General features: G+C 32.4%; 14 protein-coding genes and 2 tRNA genes. 12 read left to right on the top strand and 4 right to left on the bottom strand.

Annotated features, from left to right (window positions below):
• Positions 1-83: 83 nt before the first annotated feature.
• Positions 84-2,477 carry a DUF5916 domain-containing protein gene (locus DFR66_RS07880; RefSeq protein ID WP_114754289.1) on the bottom strand — a complete coding sequence of 798 codons (2,394 nt, stop codon included), beginning with the start codon at positions 2,475-2,477 and terminating at the stop codon, positions 84-86.
• Between the two features lie 187 nt (positions 2,478-2,664).
• Between DFR66_RS07880 and DFR66_RS07875 the strand changes: the two genes are divergently transcribed.
• Positions 2,665-3,387 carry a murein L,D-transpeptidase catalytic domain family protein gene (locus DFR66_RS07875; protein ID WP_114754369.1) on the top strand — a complete coding sequence of 241 codons (723 nt, stop codon included), beginning with the start codon at positions 2,665-2,667 and terminating at the stop codon, positions 3,385-3,387.
• Here DFR66_RS07875 and DFR66_RS07870 read toward each other — a convergent pair.
• Positions 3,376-4,962 carry a L,D-transpeptidase family protein gene (locus DFR66_RS07870; protein ID WP_114754288.1) on the bottom strand — a complete coding sequence of 529 codons (1,587 nt, stop codon included), beginning with the start codon at positions 4,960-4,962 and terminating at the stop codon, positions 3,376-3,378. The genes DFR66_RS07875 and DFR66_RS07870 overlap by 12 nt on opposite strands.
• A gap of 430 nt (positions 4,963-5,392) precedes the next feature.
• On the opposite strand from DFR66_RS07870, the gene DFR66_RS07865 reads away from it, so the two are divergent.
• Together DFR66_RS07865 and DFR66_RS07860 are read left to right on the top strand one after the other, a co-directional pair.
• Positions 5,393-5,465, top strand: a tRNA-Gly gene (locus DFR66_RS07865).
• A 46-nt stretch (positions 5,466-5,511) separates the two neighbouring features.
• Positions 5,512-5,587 (top strand) — tRNA-Gly (locus DFR66_RS07860).
• Positions 5,588-5,635: 48 nt separating this feature from the next.
• Here DFR66_RS07860 and pepE read toward each other — a convergent pair.
• Positions 5,636-6,343 (bottom strand): dipeptidase PepE, encoded by a 708-nt coding sequence (gene pepE, locus DFR66_RS07855; protein WP_114754287.1) that lies wholly within the window; start codon positions 6,341-6,343, stop codon positions 5,636-5,638.
• 186 nt (positions 6,344-6,529) lie between these two features.
• On the opposite strand from pepE, the gene DFR66_RS07850 reads away from it, so the two are divergent.
• The 8 genes from DFR66_RS07850 to DFR66_RS07815 all read left to right on the top strand — a co-directional run bounded on the left by DFR66_RS07850 (position 6,530) and on the right by DFR66_RS07815 (position 13,482).
• A complete protein-coding gene (locus DFR66_RS07850; RefSeq protein ID WP_114754286.1) occupies positions 6,530-7,246 on the top strand; it encodes a hypothetical protein in 717 nt (238 codons plus the stop codon).
• Complete coding sequence (locus DFR66_RS07845) at positions 7,236-7,964, top strand: hypothetical protein (protein WP_242008648.1); 729 nt, start codon at positions 7,236-7,238, stop codon at positions 7,962-7,964. The genes DFR66_RS07850 and DFR66_RS07845 overlap by 11 nt, the downstream gene beginning before the upstream one ends.
• Positions 7,957-8,706, top strand: a complete 750-nt coding sequence (locus DFR66_RS07840) for a peptidase associated/transthyretin-like domain-containing protein (protein WP_146841138.1) — start codon at positions 7,957-7,959, stop codon at positions 8,704-8,706. The genes DFR66_RS07845 and DFR66_RS07840 overlap by 8 nt, the downstream gene beginning before the upstream one ends.
• A gap of 119 nt (positions 8,707-8,825) precedes the next feature.
• Positions 8,826-9,503, top strand: coding sequence for a hypothetical protein (locus tag DFR66_RS07835; protein WP_242008649.1), 678 nt, complete (start codon positions 8,826-8,828; stop codon positions 9,501-9,503).
• An 80-nt stretch (positions 9,504-9,583) separates the two neighbouring features.
• Positions 9,584-10,090, top strand: coding sequence for a DUF6702 family protein (locus tag DFR66_RS07830; RefSeq protein WP_114754284.1), 507 nt, complete (start codon positions 9,584-9,586; stop codon positions 10,088-10,090).
• Positions 10,091-10,150: 60 nt separating this feature from the next.
• Positions 10,151-12,394 (top strand): M1 family metallopeptidase, encoded by a 2,244-nt coding sequence (locus DFR66_RS07825; RefSeq protein ID WP_114754283.1) that lies wholly within the window; start codon positions 10,151-10,153, stop codon positions 12,392-12,394.
• Between the two features lie 111 nt (positions 12,395-12,505).
• Positions 12,506-12,907, top strand: coding sequence for a Sec-independent protein translocase subunit TatA/TatB (locus tag DFR66_RS07820; RefSeq protein ID WP_114754282.1), 402 nt, complete (start codon positions 12,506-12,508; stop codon positions 12,905-12,907).
• Positions 12,907-13,482: a phosphatase PAP2 family protein gene (locus DFR66_RS07815; protein WP_114754281.1), complete on the top strand. Its 576-nt coding sequence runs from the start codon at positions 12,907-12,909 to the stop codon at positions 13,480-13,482. Before DFR66_RS07820 ends, DFR66_RS07815 begins: the two co-directional genes overlap by 1 nt.
• A 129-nt stretch (positions 13,483-13,611) precedes the next feature.
• Here DFR66_RS07815 and DFR66_RS07810 read toward each other — a convergent pair whose 3' ends face one another.
• Positions 13,612-14,253 carry an O-methyltransferase gene (locus tag DFR66_RS07810; RefSeq protein WP_114754280.1) on the bottom strand — a complete coding sequence of 214 codons (642 nt, stop codon included), beginning with the start codon at positions 14,251-14,253 and terminating at the stop codon, positions 13,612-13,614.
• Between the two features lie 81 nt (positions 14,254-14,334).
• Here DFR66_RS07810 and rlmN point away from each other — a divergent pair, with 81 nt between their 5' ends.
• Positions 14,335-15,378: a 23S rRNA (adenine(2503)-C(2))-methyltransferase RlmN gene (gene rlmN, locus DFR66_RS07805; RefSeq protein WP_114754279.1), complete on the top strand. Its 1,044-nt coding sequence runs from the start codon at positions 14,335-14,337 to the stop codon at positions 15,376-15,378.
• Positions 15,379-15,391 lie beyond the last annotated feature (13 nt).

Below are 15,391 nucleotides of genomic sequence, written 5' to 3'. Positions count from 1 at the left end.
AAAATGGAGAAATTTCCAATCACTGAATAGTTTGAGTAAATAGACTCTCTTTTTAATGTATTGTTACAGTTTTATTCAAAAAATTAAAATTTATTTTTTATTGAATTGTAATCAATAAAATAGCGAATGCTTACCGAAAGTACGTTAGTAAGGTCACTATTGAATATGTTTTTAAGATTTTTAGACAAATCTTTTTCTACTAATCTAGTTCTTTCTAATCCATAACTACGATACAAAATAGATATTTCGCTTCCTGGAGCAAACCACCAGGAATACGATAAATCGAAATTCCATGAATTAAAATTTCGGTTTTTGTTTTGTGAGTACGTTGTGTTTGGAGTTAGATAACCGCTTTTCTGTAACGTAAAAAATTCATGATTGTTAGAATACGACCAATAATAACGTGCGGTTAGATTGATTGTCATTTTGTTGTTTAATGAATATTTCCCAGTAAGATCATTTTGTAGGATTTCTCGATTTCGTTCTGCAAATATTACTCCAGTATCATCAAAGTCAACCCAGCCACGATCATTTCTCATGTTCGTGTATTCCATTGCATAAGCTAAAGAAAGTTTGTCGTTGAATCGGTATTTTGGACCTAAATAAAAACCATAATTATTTCTACCACTCTCATTGTATTTTGTAAATGCAGGTTGGATAATTAGCGTAAAAGGATTGTTGTCGTTTGAGGTAAAATTTAGTATTGCAATCATTTTTTCTGGAAGAAACACATATTTTCCATATTCACGAGGCTCGTAAAAATCGAATGTTTTGAATGGCGAAAGTTCGGCTACAAATTCTAAAGTATCATTATTTAATGTAGTAGCTTTAATTTCTGTCCCAAAAGCACCAGTCTGTAATTTTCCGGAAGTGTTATCTATTTCAAAATTCACATATTCATTGATGCGGAACGTGTTAAAAATTTTGGTTGGATTCACTATTCTATAACTTGCATGTCCATAGGCATTATGATAATTAGAATAAAAATTGATACCTAAATCATTCACATCGTAGTTTTCTGAAAGATATTTTCCAGAAAAACCGTACCTATATTTTCCGCTTGTTTTTTCAAATCCAATTTCAGTTTTAAAACCATCATAATCTTCAATTGCATTTATAGCGCTGTATTTGAAATCGCCATACAAATTATAGGTATTCGCTTTTGTGTTTAAATCAAACAAAATTGCGGAAGCATTTGCATCTCTAAAACCTCCATTACGTGTCGTATTTGCATTTACAAAAGTAACCGACGAGTTTTGGTTAAAACGCTGATCCAAAACAAACATATTATAATTAGTTAGCGGTTCAATTACTTCTTTTCTAATTTCACCTGTATCATTGTTTAAAATTGTAGCATTTGTTTTTTCTGTAACCGCATTAAGAAATCCAATTCCCAAGCCTTTTTCTGTACGTCCAGATATTTTTACAGCATTCAATAAATCAACGGTACTAGGATAATCCGTAATTTCCTCGTTTAATTCGGTTACAGGCTCGTTAGTAGGAGCACCTCCAATTCGTCTAGAGTAAAATAGTCCGCCTTTGCTGAATAAATCAGTTCCTTCAGTAAAAAAAGGTCTGTTCTCTGCAAATTGTTGTTCGAAAGGAAGCAGGTTTAATATGGCATTGTCAAATTTTGTTTGTCCAAAATCCGGAACCAAAATCGCATCTAATGTAAAGGAATCGTTGATGCCGTATTTTATATCCAATCCGGCTTTTAAAGTGGTGTCAGAACCAATATCACTTTGCTGATAATAAGCGGATGAATATGGAATCAGGAATAGTCGGGTAGGAGTTTGAATGCTTTCAATTCCTTGAAGGATTCCTGCTTGCGGAATTACAGCTCCGATTTTAGTGTCAATCCTGTTCCAAGTATATTTTTGTACATCACGTTTTATTTCACGCATGAAGTTTAACCCCCAAGTTTGTTTGTCAGCTTTCGAAAATCGCAAAGCTGCATAAGGAATTTTCATTTCCACAACCCAACCCAATTCGGTTATTGTAACCTCGCTGTCCCAAATGGCATCCCAAGTAAAATCTTCATAATCTTCGGTTGCTAAACAATCCATTTGAACTCCTGCAGCACTCACAAAAAATCTAAAGTCTTGTTGACCATCATTGAATCCATTGATGTAAACTGAGAAATGATCCGAAACTCCAAAAACATCTCTATTCGTAATTTCTCGTTGAATTTTACTTGGGTCATTATCATAAAGTAATGCCGATATGTAAATCGCATTGTTGTCATACAATACTTTTACCTCTGTTTTTTTATCATTGCTGATAGGTTTTCCATTATCAGGTTCAAACATTATAAAATTAGAAGCTACTGATGCTGTTTCCCAATCTTTCTCGTTTATCTTTCCATCAATTGTGATGTTTTCAGTAATGGATTTTGCTTGAAGTGTTTTTTTTTGGCTGTAAACAATATGACCAAATAATATTAAAAAAAATAAAGCTAATGAATGTAATTTTGACATAAATTGGGATTGATTCTAAACAAAAATAATAAAATTAACATAGAAACTGTATTATTTGTAGTTTTTCCCTCAATATTTAATCTAGTAATACGTTATAGATGAACTAAATTTTTGTTAAAAATGTTTTGATTCTTTTTTTTTGATGTACGTTTGCAGTCCCGAATTAATTATAACTTATAGAAAATCAATGATTTATAACCTATTTCCTATTATTTTTTTCTTGTTGTTTTCCTTCTTTACAAGCAAAACAAATCTTTCAGAGCCAAATGATTTTAAACCAGCAGTTTATGCTAAAGTATTAGAAACTAGTGTTGATGCTAAAATTGAAATGGCATACAGCAATTTGCATTCTAACAAATTTGCTTTGCCAAAATTAGAAAGTTTTGCTGTGGCATTAAAAGGATATTATTCCTTGAAAGAAAAAGGATTGATTAAAAAAGATATTTTAACTTTAGTAGATTTTAGTTTATCCTCAAATACTAAAAGGCTTTGGGTAATAGATTTGACTACTGGTAATGTATTGTTTCATTCTCTAGTAGCACATGGAAGAAATACAGGTGAAGAATTCGCTTCTAATTTTTCAAACTCAGCAGAATCTTTCAAAAGTAGTTTAGGATTTTATTCCACTGGTGAAATCTATAATGGCAAACACGGCATGTCACTTCGCTTAGATGGTTTAGAAAAAGGAGTTAATGATAATGCAAGAGCTAGAGGCGTAGTAATGCATGCTGCTGATTATGTTTCTAATTCATTTATCAAAAATAACCATAGATTAGGAAGAAGTCAAGGCTGTCCTGCTGTCCCTGCTGAATTATCTAAAGAGATTATCAGTGTTATTAAAGACAAATCATGTTTCTTTATTTATCATCCTTCAAGAGCTTCTAAATTTGGAGCAAAATCAATTTCTTAATTTAGTATACAAATCTGCATCTAGATTGTAAATATCATCTCTGAAAATCAGTTTATTGTTTTCGCTCCAAGCGGTCCAATACAATGAGTGAAAGAAAACTTCTTTCTTGATTTTAGCAGATTGTGTTTTTTCGGTCTGTAGAATTTCTGTTATTTTTTTGAGATTCCAATTGATTGCATCGTCTAGTAAATAATCGGTTAGTTCTAATGGATTTTCTAGCCTGACACAACCGGAACTCAATGAGCGATACGTTTTGTCGAAATAATCCCTATGATTGGTATCGTGTAAATAAACAGAAAAGCGATTAGGAAAAATAATTTTAACCATTCCCAGCGAGTTAATGGTTCCCGGACTTTGCACATAACGATAACTTTTAGCTAACGATAATTTCCAGTTGTAAGGACTTACAATCTTTCCATTACTATCATATATTTTAATATTTGATTGAACTAAATAACTTCTATTTTTTAAAATGGCGGGTATAACATCTTCTCTCAAAATGGTGGGAGGAATCGTCCATGTTGGGTTTAAAACAATTTGAGTTAATCTTGAGGATAATATCGGTGTTTTTCTTTTCTCTCTTCCTACAATTACCCTGTGAGTCCTGAGTGAATCTTTATCTTTGATTAATGTCAATCTATATTCAGGGATATTAATGATTATATATTCATTTCCCATTTCTTTAGGATACCATTTCCAGCGTTCAAGATTTACTATGACTTGTTGCATTCTTTGTTTTTTAGAAAAATTGAGTGAGGCAATAGTTGTACGGCCAATTATTCCATCTACGGCTAAGCCATGACGACTTTGAAATTTCTTTATGGCAAGCAAAGTTTCTGGGTTATAAATAGCTGTTAAGCTGTCTTGAGGTCGTAATTCTTTCCAGAAAGTCAATCTTTTTTTAATTTCAATTATTGAGGGATTGGTGTCGTTTGGAAAAATTATTTCTGTGAATTTTATTGTATTAAAGTTGTCTTTTGGGAAGGCCTTAATTAATTGTAATGCTTTTTTTAATCTTTTGTACACCATATGATTGGGTTTCAATTGCTCTATTTTATTGGCTAAAGAATCGCTGTACATAATAGCTGTCAAGGTTTCATTTAGGTCAATTTCGTTTTCTTTTAAATCCCAGTCTGCATATAGTTTTCTTGGATTTAATTTTCCGTTTGTTAAATGTGAAATGTATTTTTGAAAACTTGAGGTCAGTAAAATGTCGTATTTAGCAATATCAGCATCGTTTAGTGTTGCTGATTTTTCTTCAAAATATCTTAATGTTTTTACGTTGTAATCCTCTGGATTTAAACCTTCTTCTTCGGATTTAATGAATTCATCCAAAATAATTTTTCTGCTTTCTTCAGAATGCCAAATGGTTCTGTAATTAGTAGTTTTATAAAAATTAGATAGTGTTTCGTTATTGTAAGAAGATAGCAAGGAAGAGTCAATCCTAACGGATTTGTCTTGAAGTAAAACGGGAGTATTTGAAATTTCGTTTTTAAAGATTACCTCACTTTTTAGTTCTTTCTTTTTACAACTAGTGGTTACACAAATTAATATTAGTAGGACCAACCTTTTCATTATTTTTAATTTTTAGTATAACAATGTGTTCTCTAAATCTATGTTTTTTACAGTAACTATTTCTACTTGAAATGTTTTTTTTTCGATAAAGCTAATGACTTCTATTTGTGTAATAATTCTCAAAATTTTAAAAGAGTTTTTCTCCAGAACTCCTTTTGACACCTTTTTTGAGCTACTAATTCCTGAATTCAGAATAGCTTTTCTGCCCGAATTACGTAATGTCTTATAGGAAATGTGTCAAAAATGGATAATTTTTATATTATTTTAGATTGTTTTTTTAATCGAAATAAAGATATAATAATTTCATATTAAATTCTTTATGATTTTTATGTGCTTTATTAAAAAAGAACGTCTGTTTAAGTTTGTGATTTTTTAAGAAAAAAACTTGCATTGAAGCAAACTTATTAATTATATTTGCACCGTTGTTAATGCGAAAGTAGCTCAGTTGGTAGAGCTCCAGCCTTCCAAGCTGGTTGTCGCGAGTTCGAGCCTCGTCTTTCGCTCTAAGCCTCAAATTTATTTTGAGGTTTTTTATTTTACTGTTTTAATGCGAAAGTAGCTCAGTTGGTAGAGCTCCAGCCTTCCAAGCTGGTTGTCGCGAGTTCGAGCCTCGTCTTTCGCTCCAAAACCTCAAACATTTGTTTGAGGTTTTTTTATTTCTAGAAGTTTCATTTTATTTAATGTAGCTTAAGTTGGTTTCTGTTTCAAGTTCTGTGGGAATTTGATTTTGACTAAACAATCTTGCGGTTAAAGGACCTTTTAAAGTAATTACATCTCCTTTTACTTCGAGCCAGCTGCCTTCTCGCAATCCTAATACGGGAACCGAATTGTAAGCGTGAAACTCCTTTATTCTCGTTTCGCGCGTTTCCCCCATATGCGAAGATGAGGTATCTGGATCAAGGTAATGCGGATTTAAATTAAAAGGAATTAATCCCAGCGTCTTAAAACTTGGTGGGTATACTATCGGCATGTCATTAGTAGTTTGCATCGTTAATCCGCAAATGTTGCTTCCAGCGCTAGTTCCTAAATAAGGAGTTCCGTTTTTTATTGTTTCTGAAAGTACTTCCATAACATTGTTTTTGTATAATTGTGATACTAAAACAAATGTGTTTCCTCCTCCTGTAAAAATTCCTTCTGCATTTTTTATTGCCTGTGGTGCATTTTCAAACTCATGAATACCGATTACTTTTTTATTTATTTTGGCAAAAGCAGGCCTTATCATACCTGTGTATTCTTCATGAGAAATTCCACCAGGTCTTGCGTAAGGAATAAAAAGAATAGTTTTACAGTTTTGAAAGTGTAATTGCAATTCAGGTAATAAATATTCCAGATAATTTTGGTTAGCTAGAGTAGAAGTACTTGCGATTAGTATATTTTTCATTTTTAGTCAATAATTTATGCTAAAGGTATTAAATCAGTCTTTTTGATTTCATATTTTAATTAACATTTTTTTACCATCCCGTTAGTAATTAATTTGGAACGCATTAAGATACTTTTACCAAGTGCGAAAACCAGATTTAGAAACGGATGATTAGAATTGTATGCCTAATATTTAGCTTTTTTAATAATGAATGTTGTAGCACAAGAAACTCCTAGAATAAAATTGAAAGGGAAAGTGATTTCTGATTTTTCTGTTTTAGAAGGGATTTATGTGATAAATATAAAAACGGAGCAAGCATTAATTACTGATAAAGAGGGAAATTTTTCTATATTGGCTAAGGTTGGAGATACGCTTTTAATCATTCAAGGACAGTTTAAAGAAATTAGAATTGGCTTGACCAAAAAAGATTTTGAACAAGAAATGCTAACTGTTAAAATGATTCCTGTAGTAAATCAATTACGCGAAGTTATTGTGAGAAGTGGTATCAATGCAGTTTCAATGGGGATAATTCCAAAGGGTCAAAAAAATTATACACCTGCGGAACGAAAGTTATATACTGCCAGCCATCTTAATGCTAGTGCTAATGCGGGTAGCATGATGGGTGGGTCAATATCAGCAGACCCATTATTGAATTGGTTTTCAGGAAGAACAAAAATGCTTAAAAAAGAACTTGAAGTCGAAAAGAAAGAATCTTATTTAAGACAATTGGAGAATCTATTTACTACGGATTATTTCGTGAATATATTAAAAATACCTACTGAGTACGTCAAAGAATTTGAGTATTACAGTATCGAAAACGAACGTTTTATCACTGTTTTAAAATCTAAAAATGTTACAATGACCACATTTTTAATTGGAGAATTAGCAAATAAATATAAAGAAATTATCGCAGGTGAAAATTAAAATTACGCTACAGTTTATTGTTTTTTTGTTCGTGCAAATTATTTTTGCTCAAACCGGCAATGTAAAAGAGCTTCGAGGCAAAATTGTCGCAGATTCCGTTGCGGTTGATCGCATTACAATTGAGAATGTAACAACGGATAAAACGGTTTTTTCTGATGTGAACGGTTTCTTTGTGATTACTGCAAAAGAAGGCGATATTTTAGTGTTTACTGCGGTTAATTTAGAAGGCATCCGGATGAAAATCGACAAATTAGATATGCAACGGGAACTTATTACGGTAAAAATGCTTCCCAAAAGTATTATTCTAAAAGAAGTAATTGTTAATGAGTCTTCTATCACTGCGGAAAGTTTAGGTATCATACCATACGGTCAAAAAAAATATACACCTGCTGAGAGAAAATTATACACAGCAACTTCTGGTAACGGTATCGATGGATTGCTGAATGCAATTTCTGGTCGTAAAGCCATGTTGAAAAAGGAAATTATAGTTGAGAAGAAAGAACAGCTATTGGCAAAAATAGAAATTGTTTTTGAAGACAAATATTACATCGAAAACTTAAAAATTCCCACAGATTATATTAAAGATTTTCAACATTACTGTATAGATGATAGTGGTTTTGCAAATGCATTACGATCTAAAAACAAGACATTGATGATGTTTTTAATTGTAAGACTTGCAGAAAATTATAATAAAATCATTTCAAGTGAAAATGAATAAAACTATTCTGGTAGTTTTATTTTTTATGTGCCAAATATTTTATGGACAAAATGATGCTGAAAAGCTACTTCGTGGAAGTATTAGAGTTGATTCGGTTTATACAAGTGGAATAAACGTTTTAAATTTAGTAAACAAAAAATCAGCTATCACAAATAGTAATGGGGAATTTTTTATTTTGGCGAAAGCCAATGACATACTGGTTTTTACGGCGGTGAATTTGATAAGTCACAGGAAGTTAATCAAGGAAGAAGATTTGATGTTGGATATATTAAACATAAAAATGGCTTCGAAAGCAACCGAGTTGAAAGAGGTAATTGTCAATAAGAATCCAATTAATGCAGTATCACAAGGGATTTTAGCTAAGAATCCTATAAGCTATTCGCCTGCAGAAAGGCGATTGAGAACAGCTGGAGATTTCAAGCCTATTATGTTATTGAATTTGTTAGGGGGTACAATGCCACTAGATCCGCTGATAAACAAAATCAATGGAAGAACGAAACGGCTTAAGAAATTAGTTGTTTTGGAGCAAAAAGAACACAATATCAAATTGATTTCTAAAATTTATAATCAAGAATATTTTACTGTAAAACTAGGAATTCCAATTGATTATGTTAATGGTTTTAAATACTTTGTAGTGGAAAATGAAAATTTTTTGAAAGTTTTGGAATCCAAAAATGAAGAAAGAACTTCATTTTTTATGGTAGCATTAGCACAAGAATACAAAGACAAAATAAAACAATGAAAATTGACTGGAATAAAAAGACAAAACGGATAACAATCTAGATGAAAACAACAATAAAATTTCTTGGATTACTTTTATTTTGCCAGCTTAGTTAAAGTCAAAATGAAAACAGAAAGTCATTGCACGGTCAGTGTATAAATGAATCCGCCTTTGTAGATAATGGGTACGTTTTTAATATAAATTCAAAAACAAGAACCTTTATTAGTGACCAAGGTTTTTTTGATATTTTGGTGAAAGCCAAAGACACATTGTTGGTTTCAAGTCCTTCTTTTAAGTCTAAAAGAATTGTAATTCAGGACAAAGATTTTTTAAAACCTTTGTTTGTCGTTAATTTAGAAATACAAACTACGTTGTTAAACGAAGTAATTGTGAAGCGTAAAGCCGAAATAAAACCAATAACCGGAAATTCTCAGGGTATAGTGGATTTGAAATTTTTTGACGATGCGAAATCTTCGCCTATAAATAGAACGATGCCTTCTGATGGAAGTATAGAAAACGGAATGGATATTGTTAGAATATTTAAAATGGTTTCTAAGTTATTTAAGAATGATTCGGCACAGAAAACCGATTTAAATTCAAATGTAGATTTTTCGGACGTGGTTTCTAGGGGAATTGATAAATACTTTTTTATACATACATTGAAGTTAAAAAACGAAGAAATTGGACTTTTTCTAGATTATTGTGAGAATGATTCTAAGTCAAAGACTTTATTAAAACAAGAGGACGAATTTTTACTAATTGATTTTTTAATCACTAAGAACATAGAGTTTAAAAGAATTACTATTTTTGAAAAGTGAAATCGTCTCGATTCCTGAATACAATAAGATGGAAGAATGGAGATACCATATTCCGATATAAAAACAATTAGAAGCTTCGAATGAAAAAAACAATCTTAATTACTTTTTTTGGCCTATTATTTTTAACGATGACCTCTTTTAGTGTGCATAAATTTTATGTGGCACTCTATCAAATAAATTATGTTCCACAAAAGAAAATGCTTCAAATCACTGCTCGAATTTTTGTTGATGATTTGAATAGCGCAGTTGGTAAAAAGTATACTAAAAATATCAATATAGGCTCCGAAAATGAAACAGATGAAGATTTAATTTTGCTAAAAAAATATTTAAGCGAAAAGTTCTCTATAAAAATAAATGGTCATTCTAGACCTATGAATTTATTAAGTAAAGAAATGGAAGGAGATGTACTTATCTGTTATTTAAATATTAAGGAAGTTCCTAAAGTTAATTCAATCGAGGTTTACAATGCTATTAACATAGAAGGAAATTCTGAACAACAGAATATTATGCATTTTAATGTTTTTGGGGTAAAAAACACATTACTTTTTACAGAGTCCACAACAAAGGGAATGTTAAAATATGAATAAGTTGAGAAAAATTTGTTTTAAATTATTATTTTCACGCACTGATTAACCAGACTTTCACCTATGAAAAAATTTACATTATTATTACTTCTTCCCGCAATTTTATTTGCCCAAGAAAAAACGGCACCTGTTACGCCAAAACAAACAGGGAAATACGATACGAATAAATTTAGTCAAATGTATGATCTGTTAGCTACACCTAACATGTTTCGTACAGCTTCTGGAGCTCCTGGTCCAGCTTATTATCAGCAACAGGCTGACTACAAGATAAACATAGAGCTAGATGATAAAAATTCTAGATTAACTGGGTCTGAAACGGTTACTTATTACAATAATTCTCCAGATACTTTAGAGTATTTATGGGTACAGTTAGACCAAAATCAAGCTGCGAAAACGTCACAAACACCGCTGGCTGAAAGCCAAAGAATGGAACAAGTTTTTCCTGCTGGAAACTTCGTAAATAAGTTTTTAAAACAAGAACAAGAACGTGGTTTTAATATTGAGTTTGTTAAAGATGTTAAAGGAAATCCTTTATCCTATTCGATTAATCAAACTATGATGCGTATTAATTTAGCAACTCCAATGAAACCAGGAGAAAGATTTACTTTTTCTATAAATTGGTGGTATAACATTAATAACTATAGACAAGATGGTGGCCGTTCGGGCTATGAGCTATTCGAAAAAGAAGGAAACAAATTATATGTAATTGCTCAGTTCTATCCTAGGATGGCAGTTTACAATGATGTTGAAGGATGGCAGAATATGCAGTTCTGGGGAACAGGAGAATTTACGTTGCCTTTTGGGGACTTTGATGTAAATATTACCGTACCTGCAGATCATGTTATGGAAGCTACGGGAGAATTGATGAACAGAAGCGAAGTATTTACTGCTGAGCAGGTAAAAAGATATGAACTAGCAACAAAAACATTTGATAAGCCAGTAGTTATTGTTACGCAGGCAGAAGCTGAAGCGGCTGAGAAAGGTTTCTCAGACAAAAAGAAAACATGGAAATTTAGTGCTAAAAACGTAAGAGATTTTGGTATTGCTACTTCAAGAAAGTTTATTTATGATGCGATGGCAGTAAAACTAAATGAGAAAACGGTAATGGCTGTTTCTGTATATCCTAAAGAAGCAAATCCGCTTTGGGGAGAGACATCAACCAGAACTGTGGCGCATACTTTAAAAAGCTATTCAGCGCATACTTTTGATTATCCTTATCCTAAAGCAGTCTCTGTATCGGCTGAGGATCAAGGGATGGAATATCCAATGATTTGCTGGAATTACGGTCGTCCTGACGAAAAAGGAGTGACAAGTGATCGTATTAAAAACGGAATGATTGGCGTAGTAATACATGAAGTAGGACACAACTTCTTTCCTATGATTGTAAATTCTGATGAGCGTCAGTGGTCATGGATGGATGAAGGTCTTAATACTTTTATGCAATATATGGCTGAACAAGAAATGGGTACAAATTTTCCTTCTAGTCGTGGACCTGCAAGCAAAATTGTTCCTTACATGAGCGGAGATCAAAAATTCTTAGAACCTATTATGTCAAATTCTGAGACAATAGTACAATTTGGAGCTAATGCTTATGGTAAGCCGGCAACAGGTTTAAATATTCTTAGAGAAACAATTATGGGACGAGAATTGTTTGACCATGCTTTCAAAGTTTATGCGAACCGATGGAAATTTAAACATCCTACTCCAGAAGACTTTTTTAGAACTATGGAAGATGCATCTGCAGTAGATTTAGACTGGTTTTTCAGAGGGTGGTTTTACTCTACTGATTTTGTAGATATCGGTGTTAAAGAAGTAAAACAATATTACGTATCTGAGACAGCTACAAAGGAACTGAAAGATGCAGTAGTAAGAAGAGGACGTTTTGGTCAAGAAAAAGGACCTTTCGTATATTTAGTTCCAGGAACTAGCGAAGAATTGTCAGCTAAAAATAAGAAGGCATTAGCAATTGCAGATGTAAATTTATTATCAGAATATGTAAATCAAAATTTTTCTGCTGAAGACAAATCAAAATTAAAATCACCTAAGTTTTTCTACGAGGTAGAGTTTAATAAGCCAGGAGGGATGTTAATGCCAATCATCGTTGAGTTGACTTACGAAGATGACTCGAAAGAAACATTCAAATATCCAGCTCAAATTTGGAGAAAAAACAATGATACTGCTAAGAAAATTTATGCAACTGAAAAAGCAATCAAAAAGATTCAAATAGATCCAAAATTAGAAACAGCTGATATTGATGTAACTAATAACACTTGGCCTAAAGAAGAAGTGAAGTCTAAATTTGATTAAATAACGACATAAGATTAAAAAAGACTCTGAAAAGAGTCTTTTTTTTTATGAAAAAATTAAAAGTCAAAGATTCAAAATTAGGTATATTTGTAGCAATAAAAAATAAGAAATATGTTTGGCATAGGAGGAGGAGAATTAATTTTCATCATGTTTATAGTACTCATGCTTTTTGGGTCAGATAAAGTACCAGAAATAGCTCGTACCATGGGTAAAGCAATGGCGCAATTAAAAAATGCTACTAATGATATCAAAAGCGAAATTCAAAAAGGAGCAGAGGCTAATGGATTTGATTCACAAACATTAACTGATTTTAGAGGGAACATTACTTCACACATCAATAAAGCTAAGGATGATTTGTTGGGAGATACCTCTCAATTTACTGATATTACAGGAAATATTACTTCAGAAATTAATAAAGCCAAAGATAATTTGCTTGGCGACACATCTACTCAAATTGAAGCTACTAAAGAAATTATAGAAGATGTTGCTGGACCTATAAAACGCCAGATGTAATGTTAGAAAAATTACTTTCTTTAGACACAAAATTGTTTGTGTTTTTAAATGGATTAGGATCAGAAATGTTTGACGGACTCTGGTTACTCATTACTAAACAAAGCAACTGGATCCCCCTTTTTTTATTACTATTGTATGTTATTTTTAAAAAATTAGGAGCAAAACAAACATTGTATTTTCTATTGTTTGTGGCATTCTTGGTAACATTTACAGACCAAACGACAAATGTCTTTAAGAACGGATTTCAGCGTTTACGGCCTTGTAATAATCCTGAAATCAATTCCTTTATTCGAATAGTTCAAGTCAGAAACTCGTTTAGTTTTTTCTCAGGACACGCAGCAAATTCAATGGCAGTTGCTACATTTTTGTTTTTTAATTTTAAAGATAAAATCAAATTTTTTGGTCTTCTCTTTATTTGGCCTTTCATCTTTGCATATAGCAGGATTTATCTGGGATTACATTATCCATTAGACATTTTATCAGGCTATTTATTTGGATTTATTTCTGGTTTTCTGTTTTATGTTGTTTACAAAATAGCACAAGAAAGATATTTTCCACAACCTAAAAAGTTGTAGGAGCTATTTCCTGCTGTCCGCTGTATTCCCGATAAAAACAACTACGGCAAAAAGAGCCTTGTTTTTTAAGATCGGGAGATGCCGCTTCCATCAGGGCTAGGGTAGTTGTTTTTCACTAGCACTTTTAAACTAAAGAACTCTACTTACCGTCAATCCATCACGAATAGGTAACAAAACCGTTTCTACTCTAGGATCATTCTTTAATAATCGATTGTATTCCAGCAAAACTTTTGTACTCAAATCATTCGGTTGTAACGGTTCCAGAACTTTACCGCTCCACAACACATTGTCTGATAAAATAATCCCGCCTTTATTCATTTTTGGGAGAATTAACTCAAAATAGTTTCCATAGTTTTCTTTATCTGCATCTATAAAAACCAAATCAAATTTCAAATCAAGTGACGGAATAATATCAATTGCTTCACCTAGATGTTGAACAATTTGTGCTCCCCATGGTGATTTGTCAAAATGCTTGCGTTGAAAATCAACTAGCTCTTCTTTGATGTCAATCGTATGCAACTGACCGTTATCTTGCATGCCTTCGCACAAACACAATGCCGAATAACCGGTGTAAGTGCCAATTTCAAGAATATTTATAGGTCGAATCAATTTAGATAACATACTCAAAACTCGGCCTTGAAAATGGCCACTTAACATTCGAGGTAGCAAAATCTTCTGGTAGGTTTCTTTGTTTAATGCCGCTAGTAAAGCTGGCTCATTTTCGGAATGTTGCTCAATGTAATCTTCTAATTCTGGAGAAATGAAATGCATTTTTGATGTTTTTTTCAATAGTAAACAAAGTTATCAAATTATCAAATCAACAAATCAACAAATTGTCATTAAATTTGCACCATGGAAATCGAGAAAAAAGACATACGTTCCCTATCAAAAGAACAATTACGAGATTTTTTTGTTGCTAATAACGATAAAGCCTTTCGTGGTAATCAGGTTTACGAATGGTTATGGAGCAAAGGCGCTCATAGTTTTGAGGACATGACTAATGTTTCTAAAGGAACACGAATGATGCTCGAAACGCACTTTGTCATCAATCACATCAAAGTAGATACCATGCAACGCAGTGAAGACGGAACCGTAAAAAATGCAGTTCGTTTGCACGATGGTTTGGTAGTCGAATCGGTTTTGATACCTACAAATACAAGAACTACAGCGTGTGTTTCTAGTCAAGTGGGTTGTAGTTTAGATTGCAACTTTTGCGCTACAGCGCGATTAAAAAGAATGAGAAATCTGGAACCGGCTGAAATCTATGATCAGGTAATTGCCATTGATAAAGAAAGTCGTTTGTATTACAATCATCCATTGTCGAATATTGTTTTTATGGGTATGGGTGAGCCACTTATGAATTATAACAATGTTTTGAAAGCCATTGAAATGATTACGTCTCCAGAAGGTTTAGGAATGTCACCTAAACGTATTATGGTTTCAACTTCGGGAGTTCCTAAAATGATTAAAAAATTAGCTGATGATGATGTAAAATTCAAATTAGCAGTTTCGCTACACTCAGCAATCGACGAAATTCGTTCTAGAATTATGCCATTTAGCGCTAATTTTCCTTTGGTAGATTTACGTGAATCATTAGAATATTGGTATCGAAAAACAAAAAGTAAAATCTCTTACGAATATGTTGTTTGGAAAGATATCAACGACAATAAAGCCTCTATTGATGCTTTGGTAAAGTTTTGTAAATACGTTCCTTGTAAAGTGAATCTTATCGAATACAATCCTATTGATGACGGGGAGTTTCAACAAGCCTCCGAGGAATCTATCAATGCATACATAAAAGCACTTGAAGCAAGTGGAATTGTGGTCAAAGTACGCAGAAGCCGCGGAAAAGATATTGATGCTGCTTGTGGACAACTGGCCAATAAAGAAGCATAAAAATTTTTCTTCT

Origin of the sequence: Flavobacterium glaciei (assembly GCF_003350545.1) — a bacterium.
Lineage (GTDB): Bacteria > Bacteroidota > Bacteroidia > Flavobacteriales > Flavobacteriaceae > Flavobacterium > Flavobacterium glaciei.
This window is presented reverse-complemented; position numbering and strand designations above follow the sequence as displayed.